The sequence below is a fragment of the Phyllobacterium sp. GQ127 genome, assembly GCF_059758635.1.
The window spans coordinates 339,651-361,032 of the sequence record NZ_JCAXDZ010000001.1 but is presented as its reverse complement, the minus strand read 5'-3'; the positions used below and the strand labels follow the sequence as shown (position 1 = coordinate 361,032).

The following is a 21,382-nucleotide window of genomic DNA, read 5'->3' as shown; positions in this document are numbered from 1 at the left end:
GATATCGAGACATGCTTGGCCAGACTGCCCTATTCGACTAACCCTGAAAGACAATATCGGCCCGGTTTTCGAGCTTTTCGTAAAATTATTTCGTATAAACCACATTTTCCGTTTTACACTTCGGAGCTTTGTGCTAATCGAACGCCGCTGCCCTTATAGCTCAGTTGGTAGAGCATCTGATTTGTAATCAGAGGGTCGGGAGTTCGAGTCTCTCTGGGGGCACCACCTTTTCCTTTAATATTTGCACGCGAGTACGCTGGTAATTCTTTACCTGCTTCACGCATGATGCACGCTCCAGATCTTTTCGCCGGCTAGTTGTCCAAGCGCTGCAGCGGCGTTGTTTCTTTACCAATATCACTTTCGCGTTTTGCCAGATCACGCCCAGCGTGCTAGGCGATATATCCTTATTCCTTTACATTTCGCAGGCAGTCATGAACCGGAAAATTGAAACATTTGCTTTTCTTTCCTCCGGCACGCCGGATTCGGATGAAGCTGCTCAAGAACTCATCAAATTCTACGGTCAGTCCGACCCTCGCGATGCTGATGTGATCGTTGCGCTCGGTGGTGACGGTTTCATGCTGCAGACATTGCAGCACTACATGAACCAAGGAAAAATGATCTATGGCATGAACCGCGGATCCGTTGGCTTTCTAATGAACGAGTTCAGCAGCGTTGGCCTGAAGGATCGAATTGAGGCTGCGCAATCCGAGACGATCCGGCCACTGAAGATGGTAGCGGAATCGGTGGAGGAAGGCACTGTCACGGCCTTCGCCCTCAATGAAATCTCCTTGCTTCGCCAATCATACCAGGCAGCGAAAATCCGCATCAGCGTTGACGATCAAATCCGGCTGGAAGAACTCATTTGCGATGGTGTCATGGTTGCCACGCCTGCAGGTTCGACGGCTTACAATCTTTCAGCCCAAGGGCCCATCCTGCCGCTTGATGCACGCCTTCTTGCGCTTACACCTGTCTCGGCTTTCCGGCCGCGGCGCTGGCGTGGTGCGCTCCTGCCCAATAAGGTGACTGTGCGTTTCGATATTCTTGAGCCGGAGAAACGACCTGTCAACGCCGTTGCAGATCATACGGAAGTAAAGTCGGTTTTATCGGTCACCATTGAAGAAGCTTCCCAGCTGCGAGCTACCATTCTCTTTGATAAAAACCATTCGTGGAACGAACGAATTCTAAAGGAACAGTTCCTTTATTGACAACATTAGAATAAAATGACGGACAATTGTAACAAACGCTTAAATGTGACCATACCAAAGAGTTGACTTTTGCTGGTATGCGCCGTAACGCAATTACAGCAAACGTTATGCAATCAAGCGTCAGATGCTTCTGGCAAATGCAGCTTTACGCCACTAACAGGCATGTATGGTACCGACTGCAGATAGAAAGTTAAATCTCCATTGACCACCTTTGCTGATCTGGGCCTTTCACCGAAAGTGCTCGATGCTGTAGAAGCAGCAGGATATACGATCCCGACCCCCATCCAGGCAGGCGCAATTCCACATGCGCTGCAACGCAAGGATGTCCTCGGCATTGCCCAGACGGGAACCGGCAAAACCGCTTCATTTGTATTGCCTATGCTGACACTGCTCGAGCAGGGGCGCGCCCGAGCCCGCATGCCCCGCACGCTCATTCTCGAACCTACGCGCGAACTCGCAGCGCAGGTCGAGGAAAATTTTGTTAAATATGGAAAAAACCACCGCTTGAATGTTGCGTTGCTCATCGGCGGCGTTTCTTTCGACGACCAATTGCGCAAGCTTGAACGTGGCGCAGACGTACTGATCGCTACGCCAGGCCGTTTGCTTGATCATTTCGAGCGCGGTAAACTGCTGCTGAGCGCAGTAGACATTCTCGTGATCGATGAAGCTGACCGGATGCTCGACATGGGCTTTATCCCGGATATTGAGCGCATTTGTAAACTCATTCCCTTCACACGGCAGACACTGTTTTTCTCGGCTACCATGCCACCTGAGATCACCAAGCTGACGGAACAGTTTTTGCACTCGCCAGTACGCATCGAAGTGGCGAAGGCTGCAACGACTGCAAAGACGGTTGAACAGAAGCTAGTAAAGTCCGGCAAGAAGGATTGGGAGAAACGGGCAATATTGCGCGATCTTATCCGCGCTGAAGCCGATGGACTTAAAAACGCAATCATCTTCTGCAACCGCAAGAAAGATGTATCGGAGCTCTTCCGCTCGCTCGTTAAACATGAGTTCGACGCTGGCGCACTCCACGGTGATATGGATCAACGTGCACGCACGACAATGTTGGCGAATTTCAAGGATAACAAGCTTAAAATACTTGTTGCATCCGATGTCGCCGCGCGCGGGCTCGATATACCCGATGTGAGTCACGTGTTCAATTTCGATGTACCAATTCATTCCGAGGATTATGTTCATCGTATTGGACGCACGGGACGCGCAGGACGCTCCGGAAAGGCGTTTACGCTCGTAACACAAGCAGACGTCAAATATCTGGCATCCATAGAAAAACTGATCGGCGAAGATATCGTCTGGTACGATGGTGATCTGTCGACACTGCCCGTATCGAACGAGCCGGATGAGGCCCCTCGTCGTGGACGCGGTGGCCGTGACAAGCCAGCACCAAAGCGTCGCCGCAATGAAGGTCGTGAGCGCGAGCGCCCACAGTCCGAAATTGACATCATAGCGGCTGCTGAGAAGGCAAAAGACATTGAAGTCGAGCCTTTGGACGATCAGCCTGTTATTCGTACAGCTGATAAGCCCAACAAGGTTGCGATTAAAACTGAGAATGAACAACGTCGCGCTCGCCCCGCTGCAGCTCGGCCCGAGCAACGGCCGGAACCACGCCGCGACCATCGCAGAGACCGTGATGATATGGGGACAGCCCCCATTGGCTTTGGCGACGAAATTCCTGCGTTTATGCTGATTGATACTAAAATCTGAGCATGAATAGTCCGGGCGTTGGGTGCGGCATCGTATTTCTGAAAGAGGGGCATATTCTTCTTCTGCAGCGTAAGAAGAGCCCGGAAATAGGTTGTTGGGGCATACCAGGCGGTAAAGTAGATTTTCTTGAAACCGCCGAACAGGCTGTGCATCGCGAAGCACTCGAAGAAACCGGGCTTTACGCCAAAACCATGAGTTTGCTCGGCATCAGCGAACAGCTATTTCATGATGAACAGCAACACTGGCTGGGAGTGTTGTTTCTTGCTGAAAATTTTTCAGGTGAAGTGCAATTGCTGGAACCCGAAAAGCATGCGGGAGTAGGCTGGTTCCCGTTTCAACAATTGCCAAATTTATTGACCTTGCCCACAAGGCATGCTCTCGGCTTTCTCGAGCAGCGCGGCTTGATCTGAGACTACTTGGCCACGCGCAGAGCGGCTTCATAAGCCCGCTTGGCCCATTCGGTCATGATATCCGGGTCATCAAAAGCCTCCTCCGGAACGGACCAGTAGGGCATTTTTACCTGCTTGGACTTACCTGTATAGGTCCATTGCTCACAGCCTGCTGCTTCAAATTCCGGAATTGATACCTCATCGGCTTTAAGAAGGACATTTCCGGTTGAAAGTTCAAGGGCGATAATTACCCCCTCGAAATAGATGCCCTTACCACCAAACATCCGCCGGATGCTAACGCCGCCCAATCCCGCAAACAAATCGTGGATCGCATCATTATCCACGTGACGACTATCAAGAAATGGCAGGCGTCAAAGCTTCGGGGCGAGCCGGTGTCAATTCAACCGATTCGCCGCAGCCGCAAGCTGACGTTTGATTTGGGTTATTGAATACAAAACCAGTGCGCAGTTTGGTAATTTCGAAGTCCATTTCGGTGCCAAGCAAGTAAAGCACTGCTTCAGGCGCAACAAAGACCTTGGAGCCATTTTTCTCGATAACGTCATCGCCCGGCTTGGCCTCAGTGACGAGATCGATTGTATATTCCATACCTGCACAACCGCCCTTCTTGATTCCGACGCGGATACCCAGCGCATCTTCACGCGACGATGTAATTTCGTCGACGCGGCTCGCAGCAGCGTCAGTCAATGTTATGACAGAAAAACGACCCATTTATCAGCTTTCTTGTTCAGACGGTGCAACAATCACCTGCCACTATAATTAGTGTTACACGGACGTCACTGCAAGTGTTCACAATAGGCATGGGCTCGAAAACAGACAAACGGAAGGCAATGACCATGAAAAATCGTTATTGTGTCCTTATCGGCATTGCAATGCTGGCTCTCCACACGGCTCCAGTTATTGCACAGGAACCAAAAGCACCTGCCTCAAGCAGCGAAACACCTGCGGTGTCTGACACACCTTCCAAAATCGAAACGGCACTGAGTCCAACTCAGACGCCCCCCGAATACCTGGATAATCGAAGCACGCCGGAAACTCTTATCAAATCCTACTACAATGCTATCAATCGACAAGAATATGCGAGAGCGTACAGCTATTACTTACCTGAAAGCCCTCCCCAGCCATTTCCACAGTTTCAGGCTGGATATGAAAATACCAAATCGGTGACGGTTCAGTTTGGAAAGGTGGAAGGCGAAGGTGCTGCAGGATCAGCCTATTGGAGCCAACCCATTGCGGTAAAATCCGAAGAGAAAGATGGCTCAATCAAAGTCTTTTACGGTTGCTATCGACTAAAGCTTGCGAACCCCGCCATACAGGGCGTTCCATTCGTGCCGCTTTCATTGATAGACGGCACGCTGCAAAAGTCCGAAAAAAGCATGGAAGAAAGTGTGCCGGAAGGTTGTGAAGCCCCTTGAATTCCGGCACTCTTTTTCGTGGATTAGATGAAGCAGATTACCGCTCCGATGATCGCAGCGATACTAAGCAAGTCGATGGTGCGATTTTTTCTGTCCTTCATCGTTGCACGGCTACTATGCACCATGATCAAACGCTGGATGCCATGAGCGCCCGAAGCACCGACCCAGCCATTTCTAGCGGGAGTTCGGCGATACCACAGCGCTTGCAGCACGAAGCAACCGAAGAAAATTGTGATCAAAAAATTGATATTCGCTAAGGTTACATAACTGGTCATCACTATCGCTCCAACAACCACAAACAGTGCAGCTTTTAAAAAAGAAATGTCCTTGCATGACATTCGCTCTCATCTGCTGGTTGCAATAGAATGGAATAATTGCAGTAACAATCCGTACCTTAGTCGTACGCCTATAGTCTAATACCCTGCACGCGACTCATTAAAACGATTTATGAATTCGTTGAAAGTTTAGAAATTTACAGGAGCGAGTGCCACAGATCGGGACCATTGGTGCGGTATAATCGCGCCCATCAATCGAAATAACAGTATAATATTGTTGCTGTAATGACAGCCGTGCTAGCTAAACCTATTGAAACCAACGTCTCGCGCAACAGTTTTTTCCGCTCCTTTGCCACGTCGGCCAAAAGGGTCAACGTGCAGCGCCCGTCTGACAGGCCCGCAATATCTGCCGCATTTAATATCTCAGATAATTTGTGGCTGTGCCAACACGCTTTTATTATGAATGAGAGGCTAACGGAGACCAAAAGGATCCGAGCCACAGACACACCATCAAACATTCTTATTCCACTGTAAAATAAGCAGCAAAAATGGATAAATCAGAACGAAAATTTCTGTTCCGGGAATAATGTAATGTATCGAAAAGAATAAGCTGATTCCAGCCAGACTTTAGTCTAACTCGTTGAAAAATAAAGACTGCTTATTAATACCAACCAACGGCGACTTGGGCTTCTTCAGACATCCGGTCTGGCGTCCATGGTGGATCGAACGTCATCGTTACGTCGACAAAACTAACGCCCTCTACGGCGCTGACTGCATCCTGCACCCAGCCCGGCATTTCACCGGCAACGGGGCAGCCCGGCGCGGTAAGCGTCATCTCAATTTTCACCGAACGATCATCTTCGATATCAATCTTATAGACGAGGCCGAGTTCATAAATATCGGCGGGAATTTCCGGATCATAGACAGTTTTTAACGCGCCAATAACATCATCTGTCATGCGCGCCAATTCGTCGGCAGGGATGGCAGAGACTGGTTCCGAGTCGACTATCGGCGCGGCTTCGAGGGCCACATTTTCTGTTTCGACTTTATCGGTCATGATCATCACCCAAAAAACTTTCGCGCTTTTTCAAGCGCATCGGCGAGAACATCGATCTCGTCTCTGGTATTGTACATTGCAAACGATGCACGGCATGTGGAGGTTACGCCGAAGCGTTTCAAGAGCGGCTGTGCGCAATGCGTTCCCGCACGGACAGCCACACCGGCACGGTCAATAACCATCGACACATCGTGTGCGTGAATGCCCTGAAGCTCAAATGAGATAATGGCACCTTTGTCTTTGGCATCGCCAAAAATACGCAGTGAATTGATCTCGCGCAGCCGTTGGTGGGCATAGTCGCGCAGATCTTCTTCATGTGCCAAAATGGCATGGCGTCCAATTTTCTCGACATATTCAATTGCCGCGCCAAGCCCGATCGCCTGCGCTATCGGTGGCGTACCGGCCTCAAAACGATGCGGCGGATGATTATAGGTGACATAATCCTCAGTCACCTCCTCAATCATTTCGCCTCCGCCCTGAAACGGTCGCATCGATTCGAGTATCTGTTTGCGGCCGTAAAGCACGCCGATACCGGACGGACCATAAATCTTATGGCCTGTGAAAATATACCAATCGCAACCGAGCTCCTGGACGTCGACCGGTAAATGCACGGCGCCCTGACTACCGTCGACAAGAACCGGAATGCCTCGCGCGTGGGCGATACGCACAATATCTTTGATCGGCGTTACGGTTCCCAGCACATTCGACATATGCGTAATAGCGACCAGCTTGGTACGATCCGTCAGACGCCTCTCAAATTCTTCGATGTGAAACGCGCCCTGTTCATCGACCGGTACCCACACAAGTTTGGCGCCTTGCCGTTCACGAATGAAATGCCAAGGAACAATATTCGAATGATGCTCCATTATCGACAGAACGATCTCGTCGCCCTCGCCGATATTTGGCATACCGTAACCATAAGACACTGTGTTGATGGCTTCAGTGGCTGACTTCGTGAAGATGATCTCGTCAACCGATGCGGCATTTATAAAACGCCGGACACTTTCCCGTGCTTTTTCATATGCGTCGGTGGTAGCGTTAGAGAGAAAATGCAGCCCCCGATGCACGTTAGAATATTCATTGGAGTAGGTCTGTGAGATCGTGTCGATAACGGCCCGCGGTTTTTGTGCCGAAGCGCCATTGTCAAGATAGACGAGTGGCTTGCCATAGACTTCACGCGATAGGATCGGAAAATCCCTACGGATCGCGTCTACATCATAGCCGCTATTGATGATCTTCGTATCCATGATCGCTGCACTTGTCCTTGGGATTGTCGCGTTATCGATCAGATATGCGCGCTCAGCCATTTGTCGAGAATTGCTTCAAGCGCTTCTACCAATGCTTCGCTTTCAAGTTCTTCAATAATCTCAGCAACGAAAGCTTTGATCAAAAGTCCACGCGCTTCATTTTCAGGTATTCCGCGCGCTTTTAGATAGAACAGATGATTACCATCGATTTCAGTGACAGTTGCACCATGACCGCAAGCGACATCATCAGCGAAGATTTCAAGTTCAGGCTTTGCATCGAACTCGCCATCATCGGATAATAGAAGGGTATTGCACGCCATGCGTGCATCGGTCTTCTGGGCGATCCTGTTCACCTTAATCTGACCCTGAAACACACCGCGAGCACGATCCGTAACAACGTTGCGAACAACCTGCACCGAAGTCGTATTTTCAACCAAATGACCCAGCGTCATAGTAACGTCGGTGTGCGTATCGCCAGCAAGGAGGTTTACGCCGCGCAACTGGAAATCAGAGCCTTCGCCTTTTACCAGCACATGCACTTCCTGGCGTACGAGCTTACCACCTGCATTAACAACATAGAGTGTGAGCTTTGAATTGGTGCCAAGCGTCGCCGTTAATTGCGCCAACTGCGTTGCATTGGCACCCTGTTCACGCAAAATGATCCAGTTTACTTCCGCATCATCAGCAACAGTCAAATTACTGACGCTTGTCGAAAATCCTTCGCCATCGCCGCCGGTTTGGCGCTCTATGACTGTAGCCTTGACGCCTTTTCCGAATTGAACCGGAAAACGAACATGGCCCTGCCCGCGAAGCTGCGCATTTTGTATCTCTAATGGCGCTTCGAGTTCCACGCCATCGTCAACAATGATGTTCCAACCGTCAGTGACATAAGCTGCGTTGATCTGACCAATAGCGTCATCGCCATCCCGAATAGCCAGATGCCGTATCGCGGAACCATTGGCGAGTAACTCGCTGAACTTCGTGAACGTGACAGAATCAATCTTCGGGGCGTTCAACGCAGTACCGTTTGAGACGGTTGCTACTAATGATCCTGCGATAACCGAAGGTAGGGCCGCGCTACCGGCGGATGAATCATAGTCAGGTATGCCGCGTAACAAAGTGCGAAGATCGGTATAATGCCAAGCTTCGACGCGCCTTGATGGCAATCCTTGCGTCTTCAAAGCCTCAATTGCGTTATCGCGAGCACTAACAACCTCGGCATCGCCAGGCAACTCACCCATGCGATCAACAAAAGCGTCGACCAAAGCCGATTCCGCTGCAGTGGGCTGACGCCCTGTGTGAACATTCATGACATCAATCCTCAAGCGGCCTCACCGATGATATCGGCGTAGCCATTCTCTTCGAGATGAAGTGCAAGATTCTTGTCGCCAGACTTGATGACCTGGCCTTTGTAAAGCACGTGCACGCTATCTGGCACGATATAGTCGAGCAGACGCTGATAGTGGGTAATAACTATCACGGCCCGATCAGGCGAGCGCAGTGCATTCACGCCGTCGGACACGATCTTTAGAGCATCAATGTCAAGCCCAGAGTCTGTTTCATCGAGCACGCAAAGCTTTGGCTCCAACAGTTTCATCTGCAGGATTTCAGCACGCTTTTTCTCACCGCCCGAAAAACCAACATTCAGGGGACGCTTGAGCATTGCCAGATCCATGTCGAGCGATCCAGCTGCTGTTTTAACACGTGAAATGAATTCAGGAATCTTCAAAGGCTCTTCACCGCGCGCCTTGCGCTGCGAGTTCAGAGCAACTTTCAGGAATTCCATCGTTGCTACGCCAGGTATTTCCATCGGATACTGGAATGCCAGAAAGATGCCTTTTGCGGCACGCTCGGCTGGATCAAGTTCCAGAATGGACTCGCCATTATAAAGAATATCGCCTTCAGTAACTTCATAATCGTCACGGCCAGCAAGAATATAGGACAAAGTTGACTTACCCGACCCGTTCGGTCCCATGATGGCCGCAACTTCACCAGCCTTCACCGTCAAATTAAGACCGCGAATGATTTCGGTATCTGTGTCTGCGATCTTCGCATGGAGATTTCTGATTTCCAGCATTTTAGTACCCTTTGATATTCCGTGGATCCACACTCGTGATCCCAGTTAAATTTTATGGTAGTCGGCGCCGAGCTATGACGAACTTTCGCCACTTAAGCTTTTGAGGCGCTCGACCACCGAAACAAGCTCCTTGCGAGCTCTCATCAATTCCGGTTCGAGGACACGTTCCGTCGCGGTGGAAGCCCGACCAAGCGTATCGGTCAGTTCATCGATGACATCGCCAAGCTCTTTATAGCGCTTGCGTAGCCGATCCAGTTCTTCCTTCGTGACGGTTACAGCCATTAGCCGACGCTCCCCTCGAGACTGATACCGATCAGTTTTTGAGCCTCAACGGCGAACTCCATCGGCAATTCCTGAATGACTTCCTTGACAAAACCATTAACGATCAAGGCAATCGCCTCTTCCTCGGGAATGCCGCGTTGCATCACGTAGAACAACGCATCTTCGGAAATTTTCGACGTTGTGGCTTCATGCTCGAACTGAGCGGTCGCATTTTTCGCTTCGATATATGGCACCGTATGCGCACCGCAATCATTGCCGATCAGCAGCGAGTCACACTGGGTAAAGTTACGCGCGTTTTCAGCCTTGCGATGGGCGGAAACTTGACCGCGATAGGTATTGTTAGACTTACCTGCGGAAATGCCTTTAGAGATGATGCGGCTTGATGTGTTTTTACCAAGATGCAACATCTTGGTGCCGCTATCGATCTGCTGATGGCCATTGGAAACCGCAATCGAATAGAATTCGCCGCGAGAATTATCACCGCGTAGAATAACTGACGGATATTTCCAAGTGATCGCTGAGCCCGTCTCAACCTGCGTCCAGGAAATCTTGGAATTGACACCGCGGCAATCACCACGCTTGGTGACGAAGTTGTAAATGCCACCCTTGCCTTCCGCATCGCCCGGAAACCAATTCTGGACGGTTGAGTATTTGATCTCGGCATCGTCCAGTGCAATCAGTTCGACAACTGCGGCATGCAACTGGTTTTCGTCACGTTGCGGTGCGGTACATCCTTCCAAATAGGACACGTATGCACCTTCCTCGGCGATGATCAATGTACGTTCGAACTGGCCTGTATCGCGCTCGTTAATACGGAAATAAGTGGAAAGTTCCATCGGGCAACGCACACCCTTGGGTACATAGACAAACGAACCATCCGTGAAGACTGCCGAGTTCAGCGTCGCATAAAAATTATCCGAGACTGGAACGACCGTGGCAAGATACTTCTTCACCAGTTCCGGATGCTCGCGAATGGCTTCGGAAATGGAACAGAAGATGACACCCGCTTTTGCCAGCTCGGCCTTAAATGTCGTTACAACGGAGACGCTGTCGAACACGGCATCAACTGCAACGCGGCCTGATTTATAAACGTTGTCACTGGCTTCTTCGTCTTCATCGCTTGGGCTTGGTTCACCGACCTTGCGGACACCGGCTAGGATTTCCTGCTCCTTCAGCGGAATACCTAATTTTTCATAGGTACGCAGAAGCTCCGGGTCGACTTCAGCAAGCGAGGTGGGGCCTGTCTGATTCTTCGGACCGGCGTAGTAAACCATGTCCTGAAAATCGATCTTGGGATAGTTGACCCGGGCCCATGTGGGCTCTTCCATCGTCAACCAACGCTCATAGGCTTTAAGGCGCCATTCCAGCATCCATTCTGGCTCATTTTTCTTGGCTGAGATGAACCGGATAATGTCGGCGTTCAGGCCCTTTGGCGCTTTATCCATTTCGATAAGCGTTTCAAAGCCATACTTATATTGGTCCACGTCAAGCGTACGGACCCGATCAATGGTTTCCTGCACTGCAGGCATTGGCGTTCTCCATCCTCGCGGGGTTCAAGGTCCCGCAGTTGCAAACGTCAAGGCAGTATGTCGTCTTGAATATTTGCCTTTATGTAATGTGCATTCGCACGATTTAACACCGGCATTTACCGGATTTTTTGCAACTATCGACGAAAAACGTCAATAATTGAAATTTTTATGCTGCATCAGCAGCGGCGGTTCCCGAACGGTCGCTTCGAATAACGATTTTCTTCAGCGCGTCGAGAAATAATTCGATGTCATCATCATCCGTGTCCGGCGCGGTAGACACACGAATCCCTCCGGTACCGTCGCCATGCCCCATGGCTGCCAGAACGTGACTAGGGCCAACTTTACCGGATGAGCACGCAGAGCCCGCAGATAATGCGATCCCTGCCAGATCAAAAGCTATTTGCACCGTTTCTGCTTTGGCGTGTGGCAAGGAAAAGAAGGTCGTATTCGGGAGCCGTTCTACATCCGAACCGTAGATTATTGCATTTGGAGCAATGACACGAATACCACGCTCAATCTTATCCCGCTGTAAAACGGGCCAACCGCCCTGCTCAAGGCGCTCGCGCGCAATTCGCGCAGCAGCTGCAAAGCCAACAATCAACGTCAAGGCTTCAGTTCCGGCACGATGCCCTTTTTCTTGCCCTCCACCACGTATAAGCGGCTTGGGCATGATCAAGTCTGACACAGCGATAATTGCCCCAATTCCTTTAGGACCACCAATCTTGTGCGCTGAAAAAATGAAGTAATCCACGGAACTCGTTGTAATATCTAATGCAATTCGACCAGCAGCCTGGACGGCATCCACGACAAATACACCGCCGAACTGCTTTACCAGAGCGCCGATTTCTGCAATTGGTTGCAAAACACCGGTTTCATTATTGGCTGCTTGTACGGCCACTAACGGCAAGCCTTCGTTGCGATCATGAAGTGCCAACAGTTCCCGCAACCGATCACAATTCAACAAACCACTGCCGTCAACGGGGATAATTTCAATCCGTTCCGCTGCAAACCGACCACCAGCAAGTATGCAAGGATGCTCGCTTGCACTGACATATAATTTGGACAGGCGCATTTCTGCACGTCCCATCAAATATTGCGGTGTTAGAAGGGTTGAAGCTGCCTCGGTTGCCCCCGATGTAAAGAATACATGATCAGGTTTGGCGTTTACGAGTCCTGCCACGTCGCGTCGGGCAGCTTGCAGAGTTGCTTTAGCGGCACGGCCCTCCATATGTACCGATGAAGGGTTACCCGGCAATGCCAGCGCATCGACAATTGCATCGCGCGCGGCTGTTATCAGCGGGGCGCTAGCATTGTAGTCGAAATAGGCGCGGTTGCGGGCCATACGCGGTCAAATCCTGTTCTTTTGCGATCAATGTAGTCTTAAAGCGCAATTTTCTTGAAATTGCACCTCAGACCAGCCTATTAAGCCGCTTCGATATAGTTTCTACACCAGTTTTGAACGGTTCTAAACTGGTTTTATGGGCGCTATTGATTGCCGTCAAGCCCGGCTGGTCAAGAAGCACCCGTTGGCGAAGACTGGAGTATACATGCCTGAAGTAATTTTCAATGGACCTGCGGGACGCCTTGAGGGCCGCTATCAGCCTTCTATGGAAAAAAATGCTCCTATAGCCATCATCCTGCATCCGCATCCGCAGTTTGGCGGCACGATGAATAATAAGATCGTCTATGATCTTTTCTACATGTTTCAGCAGCGCGGTTTTACGACACTGCGGTTTAACTTTCGTGGCATTGGGCGCAGCCAAGGTGAATTCGATCATGGTTCTGGCGAACTGTCTGACGCTGCAGGAGCGCTTGATTGGGTGCAATCCCTACATCCGGACTCAAAAACATGCTGGGTTGCGGGTTATTCTTTCGGCGCCTGGATTGGCATGCAGTTACTTATGCGCCGTCCTGAAATCGAAGGTTTTATCTCCGTTGCGCCGCAACCCAATACCTATGACTTCTCGTTCCTGGCGCCCTGCCCCTCATCCGGTCTGATTCTCCATGGCGATCAGGACAAGGTCGCACCACCCAAGGATGTACAAGGGCTGGTTGACAAGCTGAAGACGCAAAAAGGCATAACCATCACTCAGAAAACGATGGTTGGAGCAAACCACTTCTTTTCCGGCATGACTGATGAAGTTATTGCTGAATGCTCTGACTATCTCGACCGTCGCCTCAATGGGGAATTGGTCGAAGCCAAGCCTAAACGTCTACGTTAAGCCACTAGATGACGCGCCCTGAAAATTCGGGCGCGTCACACATTGCCTAAAAAGCACAGACGCCTCGTAGCGCTTCTTTCGCAGCGCCGATCTAATCAGGAATAAATCTATGTCTGCCTTCAAATCCGAATTCTTGCATACGCTTTCCACGCGTGGGTTCATCCATCAGACCTCCGATGATGCGGGTCTGGATGCACTGTTCACCAAGGAAACTGTATCGGCTTATATCGGCTTTGATCCTACAGCTTCCAGCCTGCATGCGGGCGGTTTGATTCAGATCATGATGCTGCATTGGATGCAGAAGACGGGGCACAGACCTGTCGCGCTGATGGGTGGTGGCACAGGTATGGTTGGCGACCCTTCGTTTAAGGATGAAGCGCGCAAACTGATGACGCCTGAAATTATCCAAAACAATATTAACGGCATCAAACAGGTTTTTACCAATTACCTGAATTTTGGCGACGGCCCGCAGGATGCCCTTATGGTCAATAATGCCGAATGGCTGATGCCTCTCAATTACCTTGAGTTCCTGCGTGATGTGGGTCAGCATTTTTCCGTCAACCGCATGTTGTCGTTCGACTCTGTCAAACAGCGGCTTGATCGTGAACAATCGCTTTCATTCCTCGAATTCAACTACATGATTTTGCAGGCCTATGACTTTGTCGAGCTTAACAAGCGGTATGGACTTCGACTACAGATGGGCGGCTCAGATCAGTGGGGAAATATTGTCAATGGCATTGATCTGGGTCATCGCCTTGGCACGCCGCAGCTATATGCCTTGACCTCACCTTTGTTGACCACTTCTTCAGGTGCCAAAATGGGCAAATCGATGAATGGTGCGATCTGGCTGAACGCGGACCTGCTTACCCCATACGATTTCTGGCAGTATTGGCGTAACACAGAAGACGCCGACGTAACCCGCTTTCTCAAGCTTTACACGACCTTACCACTTGATGAAATTGAACGGCTCGGGGCGTTGGGTGGTGCGGAAATCAACGAAACCAAGAAAGTTCTTGCAACGGAAATTACGGCTTTGTTGCATGGCAGACAAGCTGCCGAAGATGCGGCTGAGACTGCTCGCAAAACTTTCGAAGAAGGTGCGCTGGCAACCAATCTGCCGACTGTCGAAGTCGCTGCCAGCGACTTGGAAACAGGAGTGGGCATTCTCACCCTTCTGGTTAAAGCTGGCCTTGCAGCATCAAACGGTGAAGCGCGCCGCCATGTTCAAGGCGGTGCCGTACGTGTGAATGATGAGAGCGTCTCAGACGAAAAACTCCAAGTCGGAGCATCCGAAGTGACGACTGATGGCGTAATCAAATTATCGCTCGGCAAGAAGAAGCATATTCTGGTTCGCCCAGCGTAAGTAAAATGCCGATGTTTGTGCGTGTTCAAAGTCACGCACAAACTTCGAGGAAAACTATTGAAACTCGAATATTGAGCGGAAAATACCCGGTGCAATTACCGAAATCGGGTTGACGATGATCTGAGGTTGCTTCAGAGGCCCCACCAATTTGTAGGTGATGCCTATCAAGCCCCGATCACGACCATTCCCTAGAAACAAACCCAATACGGGCAAGTCGCCAAATATACGATTAAGGCCATAGGCTGGCATGAAGGTACCCGTGAGAGCCATATTTCCGCTGGGATCGCTTAATACACCTTGAAAAGTCGTTCCGATAGTGGAGCCGCGGATAACCCCGTTTGCCAAGTTAATATAGTTTTCTCCCTTTTCGATTTGGGAGAAACCGCGCTCGAATGTAACTGTCGAAACATCGATATTCTTTTTCACTGCCTCATTGAGACTTGTTCCGTTAGGAGAAGACGACACAAGGCTTGCCAGTCTTGGCTCGTTGACAAGCGTGAAATTTCGCGCATCAATTTGACCGCGCAACGGCCCATCGCCTTTAGAATCCAGCGTTACATTGATATCGCCACCCTGCATCTTGTCGTAAAAGCCAAAGAAACGGAGCACGGCACCGGCATCCTTCGACTGCAGACTTATAGAGCGGGAACCGCTTTCGGAGCTGTCAGCCGCAAATATCTTTCGACCGGCCTTCGTCGATGCGTTGAACGCGAGGCCGGAAACAGCGGTCCCCACCCCCTCATAAGACAGCGACACGTTGCTGAGATCTTCTGAATAAAATCCGGTAACAGAACCTATGTCTGCATTGACCAGAATACGTTGTTTACCGCCCGCATTGGCGCTTTCGCCACGCTGTTTTCGCTCGGTAATCTGATTGAGCAGAGGTCTTGCGTCGAATGTATCGCCTTTCACATCGACACGATAACCATACTGGGTCCGCGTAACTTTAACTGCAACATCATCGCCGCGATTGAGTTTAGCTGTACTGAATTCCGCAGTTGTCAGATCACCATTGACGACGCTCACATCACCTCGGAGGCGGAATGTGTCTCCGGCCACATCGAGATTGCTGATTTCCACATTGTCGCCGTCCTGTTTGATGGCAAACTTTGCACTCGCTTTGACGCCAGCTCCCTTCGTCCAGCCGAGTTGCGCCAATCTGATCTCGGCCTTGCTCAAATCTGCCACCGCGAGCTTTGAGCCATTAGGCGCTTTTTCAATATCTACAGAAATTGGCCCAGACAGAAGCGGGGTGAGCGCCGGGAAAAGAGTGTTGCGGGTTTTATCGTCGAGCTTAAGCGTAACTTTCTGTTCACGTTGGGCGGTGTTATCGCCCAAAGGCTCGAAAAGCTCGATTTCAGCTGGCACACTGTTGAGCTCCGCCTCTGCATCTATACGCGCTTCCGACTGGGTAACAAACAAGCTGCCATTGGCATTATCTACCTTTTGGCCATCGATTTTCTTTCCGATCGAGATATCGGACAGTTGCATATCCGCGGACCATTTAAGACTACCTGGCGGCGAATGCCTGGTGACTGGAAATGTTACCAATACATGTGACTTCACATTGCCTTTGATGTCGTCCGGACCAAAAGGCAGACTTTTCAAACCATTTATTGGCTTGAAACCAATAATTTCGGCAACAGCAGAGGCATCCCCCTCCAGATTAAGATCAAGCTCTGACAATACTGGCCTTTGCGGACCCCACGGAATGATAAGCTTGCCATTAATGATCCGCGCCTCTCGATTATTCGGCGTGAAGGACGATCCCTTTTCAAGCGTGATGGTTGTATAGGCACCACGCACGCTAATCTTTCCATTGGCATCGCGCACCGGCGGCAAGTCGCCGACAATATCAAACCGCGAATGCTCAACAGCAAAATCAACCTGAACCTCATCTTTGGTTAAAGGTGGAGGTTTTCCAGGACCGTCAAAGTGCCCTGCCTGGAATGCGACATCAATACGACCATCTTTCGCTGTGCCGCCGAAAAGGTTGTCGAGAACCCAACGCCGTGCTCCGGTAGCCGCCCAAATCGGCCATAATTGCTTAACCTGCGAAACGGGCATTTGGGGAATTCGCAAATTTAAATTCATGGCAGGCGACCCCTGCCCGAACGTTGCTCCTGCCTGTCCGTAAAGTTCGCTTTCATCATTACTGCGAACAGCAATTTCGGAAACATCCAGCCGTTTCACTGTGGGATCATATCGGCCAGCGACCCTGGCATTGAAGATCAGTGGTTGTTCGGTCGAATCCTGTGGCGCGGATTTGGCCCGTTCTGTTACAAGCTCGAACCGGTAACCGGGGTTCGAGGCGGCACTGCCGTCTATTTTAGCTGGCTCTGGTCCGATCGCTCCTTCGAGCACGCCGTCAAAAGCACCAAAATGAAGTCTCGAAGGTTTTATCTCGATTTTATCCGAACCGGAGACGTGTTCAAACGCAATGACAGAGGCAACGGTCATGTCATCAACATTGCCTATAGTGACAGGTCCTTCTCCAATATTGACAGTTCCCCAGAGTCTTGCTGACCCGGTGGCATTTGCTGCGATACCATCAAGCTTCAGATCGGAAACATTGTCGTAAGAAAGGTAAGCTCCGTCCGGCTTGATCCCATCAATATCCGGGACGGGCGCGGTTCCGAGCTTTGCGGCCAGCGGGATCTTGTTGATTGCCAGTGAGAAAGCCTCGATTTTTCCACCGGTGGCTGACCTCTTCGCCTGCGCAGATACTTCAATCTCTTTGCCTTCCCACTCGACAATTCCCTCGATGGACACAGGGCCTCCGGTCTCTGACAGATCAAGCTTTACTATGCGCAAGCGCTTTGATTCACCGGCTAAAGTGAAGTCAAACGCAGTGTCCAAGATGGAAATATCCCGCGTCTCACGTTGATCAAGCAATGATACTGCGCTTTCCAGACCGGTAAAAATCGCCGCCGCTGCTCCGTCCAGATCAATAAGTCCGCGTTCATCCTTAGGAACAAGGCTCATGAAATCGAACGGCGCGTGTGACGTTACCTTTATTTGAGCGCCTTCGAGCTCCAAACGTTGCACGCGCACCTTGCCCTGAAGCAAGGGCAAGGTCGCCAGACCAATACGCACCGCGCGCACATTACTGATCGCGATCCCGCGCTTGTTATCGGTAATATTGACATTGCGAGCTTCCAAAGCCACATGCCGGCGCTGATCAAGTGAGATTTGCGCTGACTGGATTGTCGCATACGCATCGGGACCTGCGACCGATTTCAGAGCTTGTTCGGCACGCTGTGTCAGCGCTTCTCCGCCTATACCGGCAAGCAGCACTGCAAATGCTATCCCAGCAAGCACAGCAAAAAGAATAATAAAGGAAATACAAGCACTTGTGAGCTTGTGCAGAAGCGATCGCTGGCGCAAAGTGGCAACAGGCGCCTGAGCTTGAGTGCTGGCAGACGGGTGCTTATGCAGCTTAGTGAAATCACGCTTTGTAAAGCGGACTTTTTCCGGTTTCTCTGTCAAATTCCCAAGCCAATTGAGGAATCAATTGGGAAACCGTAGATGATTCCCGTACCTCGCTATAGTTGCGTAATTGAAGACTGCACACAAGAATCAAAGAAAGGCATTCCTATGACAATTCTCGAAATTGGTAACACACCTCCGGATTTTACGTTGCCGAAAGATGGTGGTGGCGCGATCACATTGTCAGCGCTACGCGGCGGCCCTGTGGTTCTGTACTTTTATCCCAAGGATGATACCAGCGGCTGCACACAAGAAGCCATTGAATTTTCTGGACTGAAAACCGAATTTGAAAAGCTGGGAGCAAAGGTCATTGGCATGTCGCCTGACCCCGTTAAAAAACACGACAAGTTTATCGCCAAGCACGATCTGAAAATCGCTCTGGTCGCGGATGAAGACAAAAAGATTGTTGATGCATATGGCCTCTGGGTTGAGAAAAGCATGTATGGCCGCAAATATATGGGAGTCGAGCGTACAACAATTCTCATTGGTGCCGACGGCAAAATTGCAAAAATTTGGAACAAGGTCAAAGTTCCTGGTCACGCAGCCGAAGTATTGCAAGAAACCAAGGCTCTCATTGCCTGACAGCCATCGAAAGCATTGATATCTTGCACTTTATTAGAGTTTATTAACCTTACTGAAGTCTAATAGTTGAAAGATTGAAGCTGCTAACAATGGTGTAGCCGCAGTGAAGAAACTTCAAAATCAACGTATCTTCAACGGCGCAAATGAGCCCCACACGATTATTGTCGCGCGGGGCGATACCATTCGCCATTTCACTTTGAAACCTTGGATGACGATTGCGGTGGGGACCCTCGCGATCGGACTGGCTGCTTGCTATCTGTTGGCCACATCCTATCTGGTCTTTCGTGACGACCTGATCCACGGCAGTGTTGCACGCCAAGCACGTCTGCAACAGGCTTATGAGGATCGCATCGCTGCGCTTCGAACGCAGCTGGATCGGGTAACAAGCCGCCAGATGCTCGATCAGAAGCTTATGGAAGGCAAAATAAGCGAACTCATTGATCGCCAGAAAATATTGAGCGAACAGAATAATCGTTTGGCACCTGTACTCCAGCGCGCGAGCGAAAGCCTACCCTTACAACTTCGGGCCGACAACACTGGTCCTGGCATTGATTCAGAAGAATCCGATGGATATTATGGAATTGATCCCATTATTACAGGTCCAACGACAACGAGCCGGAAGATCGTCCCGACCCAAGGTAAGCCGTCAAAGCTTGGCGTTGATAAGGCTGAGCTGTTATTCGACCGTGTTGATTATTCACTTGGTAAACTTGAAACACTTCAAGCCAAGCGATTGCAGGCATTATCAATTAAGGCTTATGAACGCGCGAATTCAATTAAAGGCGCACTTGCAAATGCAGGTATAACCTCTCCTGCGCTCGGCGAGCGGGCTGGCACCGGAGGGCCGTTGATCCTGGCAAATGCGAGCCAGGCTACCGATTTTGAGTCAAATATTTCTGATCTTGATGCTGCGCTTGTAGAGCTCGAGCAAGCTAAAACACTGGCGAACTCAACTCCCATCGCTCATCCTGTACCAGGCATGCCGGTTTCCAGCTCATTCGGTATCCGCAGAGACCCCCTGCTCGGGCTATTGGCATTCCATTCCGGCATGGATTTTCGAGCGGCAAGTGGAAGTTCTGTCTATGCCACGGCCAAGGGAACAGTCACTGCTGCCGATTATAATGGCAGTTATGGTAACATGATTGATCTCGACCACGATAATGGTCTTTCGACGCGCTATGGCCACTTGAGCCAGATTCTTGTAGCACCTGGGCAACAAGTCAATATCGGCGATATCATTGGCAAAGCTGGCAGCACCGGGCGATCGACTGGCCCTCACCTTCACTACGAAGTCCGCAAAAGCGGTAATGCTGTAAACCCAGCCAGCTTTCTCAGCATCGGCCGCCAGATTGCAGCCGAGCTATAGTAATCCTTAGGCGATATCTTCCACTTCGACATCGGTACCATGCACCCGGTGCGCAAGTGCGGCTTCCATGAACATATCGACTTCGCCGTCGAGCACATCCTGAGGACTGGTGCTTTCAACGCCTGTGCGCAGATCCTTCACCAATTGATAAGGCTGAAGAACGTATGAGCGAATTTGATGCCCCCAACCAATATCGGTTTTCGAAGCGGAAATGGCGTCAGCCGCTTGTTCGCGCTTCTCCAATTCAGCTTCATAAAGCCGCGCGCGCAACATTGACCATGCGGTTGCGCGGTTCTTATGCTGCGAACGTTCAGCCTGACACTGCACAACGATTCCAGTGGCAATGTGCGTGATACGCACTGCAGAATCGGTAGTGTTTACGTGCTGGCCTCCGGCACCAGACGCACGATATGTGTCGATGCGCACATCTGCTTCCGTAACCGCGATGTCGATATTATCGTCAACAACGGGATAGACCCAAATGCTGGAGAACGAAGTATGTCGCCGTGCATTCGAATCGTAAGGCGAAATACGAACCAGCCGATGCACACCCGACTCTGTCTTCATGAGACCATAGGCATTGTGTCCCTTAACGAGAATTGTCGCAGATTTAATACCTGCTTCTTCCCCGTAATGAACTTCCAGTAATTCTACCTTATAGCCCTTACGTTCCGCCCAGCGTGTATACATGCGCAAGAGCATATTGGCCCAGTCCTGGCTTTCAGTACCACCGGCACCGGAATGCACTTCGACATAGGTATCGTTGGCATCGGCCTCGCCTGACAGGAGTGTATCAATCTGACGCCTGTCGACTTCGGTTTTAATGTCGCGGATAGCGGCCTCAGCTTCGTCGACAATGGACTTGTCGCTTTCCTCTTCGCCCATGGCGATCAACTCGATGTTGTCTTCGAGCGTTTGCGACAATGTACGAATGGAATTGATGCTGTCTTCGAGCTGTTGACGCTCACGCATCAATTTTTGTGCTTCCTGCGCGTCGTTCCATAGCGCAGGATCTTCTGCAAGCTGGTTCAGATAGCCCAAACGTTTGATTGAAGTATCCCAGTCAAAGATGCCTCCTCAGCAGGCTTATGGCCTGCTTGATCTCATCGACCAGCGTCTCGATTTCGGCGCGCATGGGGTA

General features: G+C 50.6%; 20 protein-coding genes and 1 tRNA gene. 9 read left to right on the top strand and 12 right to left on the bottom strand.

Features of this window, described 5'->3' with window-relative positions:
- Positions 1–149: 149 nt before the first annotated feature.
- The 4 genes from AC6CHM_RS01940 (at position 150) to AC6CHM_RS01925 (ending at position 3,340) form a co-directional block, all read left to right on the top strand.
- Positions 150–225: transfer RNA gene (locus tag AC6CHM_RS01940), tRNA-Thr, on the top strand.
- A gap of 173 nt (positions 226–398) precedes the next feature.
- A complete protein-coding gene (locus AC6CHM_RS01935; RefSeq protein ID WP_354345041.1) occupies positions 399–1,205 on the top strand; it encodes an NAD kinase in 807 nt (268 codons plus the stop codon).
- A 201-nt stretch (positions 1,206–1,406) separates the two neighbouring features.
- A complete protein-coding gene (locus AC6CHM_RS01930; protein WP_307284428.1) occupies positions 1,407–2,930 on the top strand; it encodes a DEAD/DEAH box helicase in 1,524 nt (507 codons plus the stop codon).
- A gap of 2 nt (positions 2,931–2,932) precedes the next feature.
- Positions 2,933–3,340, top strand: a complete 408-nt coding sequence (locus AC6CHM_RS01925; protein ID WP_498171806.1) for an NUDIX domain-containing protein — start codon at positions 2,933–2,935, stop codon at positions 3,338–3,340.
- 2 nt (positions 3,341–3,342) lie between these two features.
- Here AC6CHM_RS01925 and AC6CHM_RS01920 read toward each other — a convergent pair whose 3' ends face one another.
- Positions 3,343–3,663, bottom strand: coding sequence for a TfoX/Sxy family protein (locus tag AC6CHM_RS01920; protein WP_115051639.1), 321 nt, complete (start codon positions 3,661–3,663; stop codon positions 3,343–3,345).
- Positions 3,664–3,673: 10 nt separating this feature from the next.
- Positions 3,674–4,048: a Fe-S cluster assembly scaffold SufA gene (sufA, locus tag AC6CHM_RS01915; protein WP_115051640.1), complete on the bottom strand. Its 375-nt coding sequence runs from the start codon at positions 4,046–4,048 to the stop codon at positions 3,674–3,676.
- 125 nt (positions 4,049–4,173) lie between these two features.
- On the opposite strand from sufA, the gene AC6CHM_RS01910 reads away from it, so the two are divergent.
- A complete protein-coding gene (locus AC6CHM_RS01910; RefSeq protein WP_336441849.1) occupies positions 4,174–4,752 on the top strand; it encodes a hypothetical protein in 579 nt (192 codons plus the stop codon).
- Positions 4,753–4,775: 23 nt separating this feature from the next.
- Here the strand turns inward: AC6CHM_RS01910 and AC6CHM_RS01905 are convergent, their stop codons facing one another.
- The 8 genes from AC6CHM_RS01905 to AC6CHM_RS01870 all read right to left on the bottom strand — a co-directional run bounded on the left by AC6CHM_RS01905 (position 4,776) and on the right by AC6CHM_RS01870 (position 12,561).
- Positions 4,776–5,027, bottom strand: a complete 252-nt coding sequence (locus tag AC6CHM_RS01905; protein WP_498171803.1) for a hypothetical protein — start codon at positions 5,025–5,027, stop codon at positions 4,776–4,778.
- A 661-nt stretch (positions 5,028–5,688) separates the two neighbouring features.
- A complete protein-coding gene (locus tag AC6CHM_RS01900) occupies positions 5,689–6,090 on the bottom strand; it encodes an SUF system Fe-S cluster assembly protein (RefSeq protein WP_370878865.1) in 402 nt (133 codons plus the stop codon).
- A complete protein-coding gene (locus AC6CHM_RS01895) occupies positions 6,090–7,331 on the bottom strand; it encodes a cysteine desulfurase (protein ID WP_498172633.1) in 1,242 nt (413 codons plus the stop codon). Before AC6CHM_RS01895 ends, AC6CHM_RS01900 begins: the two co-directional genes overlap by 1 nt.
- A gap of 38 nt (positions 7,332–7,369) precedes the next feature.
- The gene (gene sufD / locus AC6CHM_RS01890) at positions 7,370–8,650 is read right to left on the bottom strand and encodes a Fe-S cluster assembly protein SufD (RefSeq protein WP_498172632.1); all 1,281 of its coding nucleotides are present in this window, start codon (positions 8,648–8,650) and stop codon (positions 7,370–7,372) included.
- A 2-nt stretch (positions 8,651–8,652) separates the two neighbouring features.
- Positions 8,653–9,408: a Fe-S cluster assembly ATPase SufC gene (gene sufC, locus AC6CHM_RS01885; RefSeq protein ID WP_115051645.1), complete on the bottom strand. Its 756-nt coding sequence runs from the start codon at positions 9,406–9,408 to the stop codon at positions 8,653–8,655.
- A 72-nt stretch (positions 9,409–9,480) separates the two neighbouring features.
- Positions 9,481–9,690 carry a hypothetical protein gene (locus tag AC6CHM_RS01880; RefSeq protein WP_307284406.1) on the bottom strand — a complete coding sequence of 70 codons (210 nt, stop codon included), beginning with the start codon at positions 9,688–9,690 and terminating at the stop codon, positions 9,481–9,483.
- Entirely contained in the window at positions 9,690–11,219 is a 1,530-nt protein-coding gene (gene sufB, locus AC6CHM_RS01875) for a Fe-S cluster assembly protein SufB (protein ID WP_115051647.1), read from the bottom strand. The genes AC6CHM_RS01880 and sufB overlap by 1 nt, the downstream gene beginning before the upstream one ends.
- 166 nt (positions 11,220–11,385) lie before the next feature.
- Complete coding sequence (locus AC6CHM_RS01870) at positions 11,386–12,561, bottom strand: cysteine desulfurase family protein (RefSeq protein ID WP_498171800.1); 1,176 nt, start codon at positions 12,559–12,561, stop codon at positions 11,386–11,388.
- 205 nt (positions 12,562–12,766) lie between these two features.
- Here AC6CHM_RS01870 and AC6CHM_RS01865 point away from each other — a divergent pair, with 205 nt between their 5' ends.
- The gene (locus tag AC6CHM_RS01865) at positions 12,767–13,441 is read left to right on the top strand and encodes an alpha/beta hydrolase (RefSeq protein ID WP_008120868.1); all 675 of its coding nucleotides are present in this window, start codon (positions 12,767–12,769) and stop codon (positions 13,439–13,441) included.
- Between the two features lie 109 nt (positions 13,442–13,550).
- On the top strand, positions 13,551–14,804 hold the full coding sequence (tyrS, locus tag AC6CHM_RS01860; protein ID WP_498171798.1) for a tyrosine--tRNA ligase: 1,254 nt from the start codon (positions 13,551–13,553) through the stop codon (positions 14,802–14,804).
- A 54-nt stretch (positions 14,805–14,858) separates the two neighbouring features.
- On the opposite strand, the gene AC6CHM_RS01855 is transcribed toward tyrS, so the two are convergent.
- Complete coding sequence (locus tag AC6CHM_RS01855) at positions 14,859–18,293, bottom strand: YhdP family protein (RefSeq protein ID WP_498171797.1); 3,435 nt, start codon at positions 18,291–18,293, stop codon at positions 14,859–14,861.
- Between the two features lie 108 nt (positions 18,294–18,401).
- Here AC6CHM_RS01855 and AC6CHM_RS01850 point away from each other — a divergent pair, with 108 nt between their 5' ends.
- The gene (locus AC6CHM_RS01850) at positions 18,402–18,875 is read left to right on the top strand and encodes a peroxiredoxin (protein WP_115052174.1); all 474 of its coding nucleotides are present in this window, start codon (positions 18,402–18,404) and stop codon (positions 18,873–18,875) included.
- Between the two features lie 103 nt (positions 18,876–18,978).
- Positions 18,979–20,241: a M23 family metallopeptidase gene (locus AC6CHM_RS01845; RefSeq protein WP_498171795.1), complete on the top strand. Its 1,263-nt coding sequence runs from the start codon at positions 18,979–18,981 to the stop codon at positions 20,239–20,241.
- Between the two features lie 6 nt (positions 20,242–20,247).
- Here AC6CHM_RS01845 and prfB read toward each other — a convergent pair.
- A protein-coding gene (gene prfB / locus AC6CHM_RS01840) for a peptide chain release factor 2 (protein WP_336441854.1) occupies positions 20,248–21,376 on the bottom strand; the annotation gives its coding sequence in 2 pieces (ribosomal slippage) (positions 20,248–21,306 and positions 21,308–21,376; 1,128 coding nt in all).
- Positions 21,377–21,382 lie beyond the last annotated feature (6 nt).

Bases quoted from the DNA above. Each gene is read 5' to 3' on its own strand.
- AC6CHM_RS01895 (WP_498172633.1), bottom strand. From the start codon at position 7,331: ATGGATACGAAGATCATCAATAGCGGCTATGATGTAGACGCGATCCGT.
- AC6CHM_RS01925 (WP_498171806.1), top strand. From the start codon at position 2,933: ATGAATAGTCCGGGCGTTGGGTGCGGCATCGTATTTCTGAAAGAGGGG.
- sufC (WP_115051645.1), bottom strand. From the start codon at position 9,408: ATGCTGGAAATCAGAAATCTCCATGCGAAGATCGCAGACACAGATACC.
- AC6CHM_RS01910 (WP_336441849.1), top strand. From the start codon at position 4,174: ATGAAAAATCGTTATTGTGTCCTTATCGGCATTGCAATGCTGGCTCTC.
- sufB (WP_115051647.1), bottom strand. From the start codon at position 11,219: ATGCCTGCAGTGCAGGAAACCATTGATCGGGTCCGTACGCTTGACGTG.
- sufA (WP_115051640.1), bottom strand. From the start codon at position 4,048: ATGGGTCGTTTTTCTGTCATAACATTGACTGACGCTGCTGCGAGCCGC.
- AC6CHM_RS01905 (WP_498171803.1), bottom strand. From the start codon at position 5,027: ATGACCAGTTATGTAACCTTAGCGAATATCAATTTTTTGATCACAATT.
- AC6CHM_RS01900 (WP_370878865.1), bottom strand. From the start codon at position 6,090: ATGATCATGACCGATAAAGTCGAAACAGAAAATGTGGCCCTCGAAGCC.
- tyrS (WP_498171798.1), top strand. From the start codon at position 13,551: ATGTCTGCCTTCAAATCCGAATTCTTGCATACGCTTTCCACGCGTGGG.
- AC6CHM_RS01870 (WP_498171800.1), bottom strand. From the start codon at position 12,561: ATGGCCCGCAACCGCGCCTATTTCGACTACAATGCTAGCGCCCCGCTG.
- AC6CHM_RS01865 (WP_008120868.1), top strand. From the start codon at position 12,767: ATGCCTGAAGTAATTTTCAATGGACCTGCGGGACGCCTTGAGGGCCGC.
- AC6CHM_RS01880 (WP_307284406.1), bottom strand. From the start codon at position 9,690: ATGGCTGTAACCGTCACGAAGGAAGAACTGGATCGGCTACGCAAGCGC.
- AC6CHM_RS01850 (WP_115052174.1), top strand. From the start codon at position 18,402: ATGACAATTCTCGAAATTGGTAACACACCTCCGGATTTTACGTTGCCG.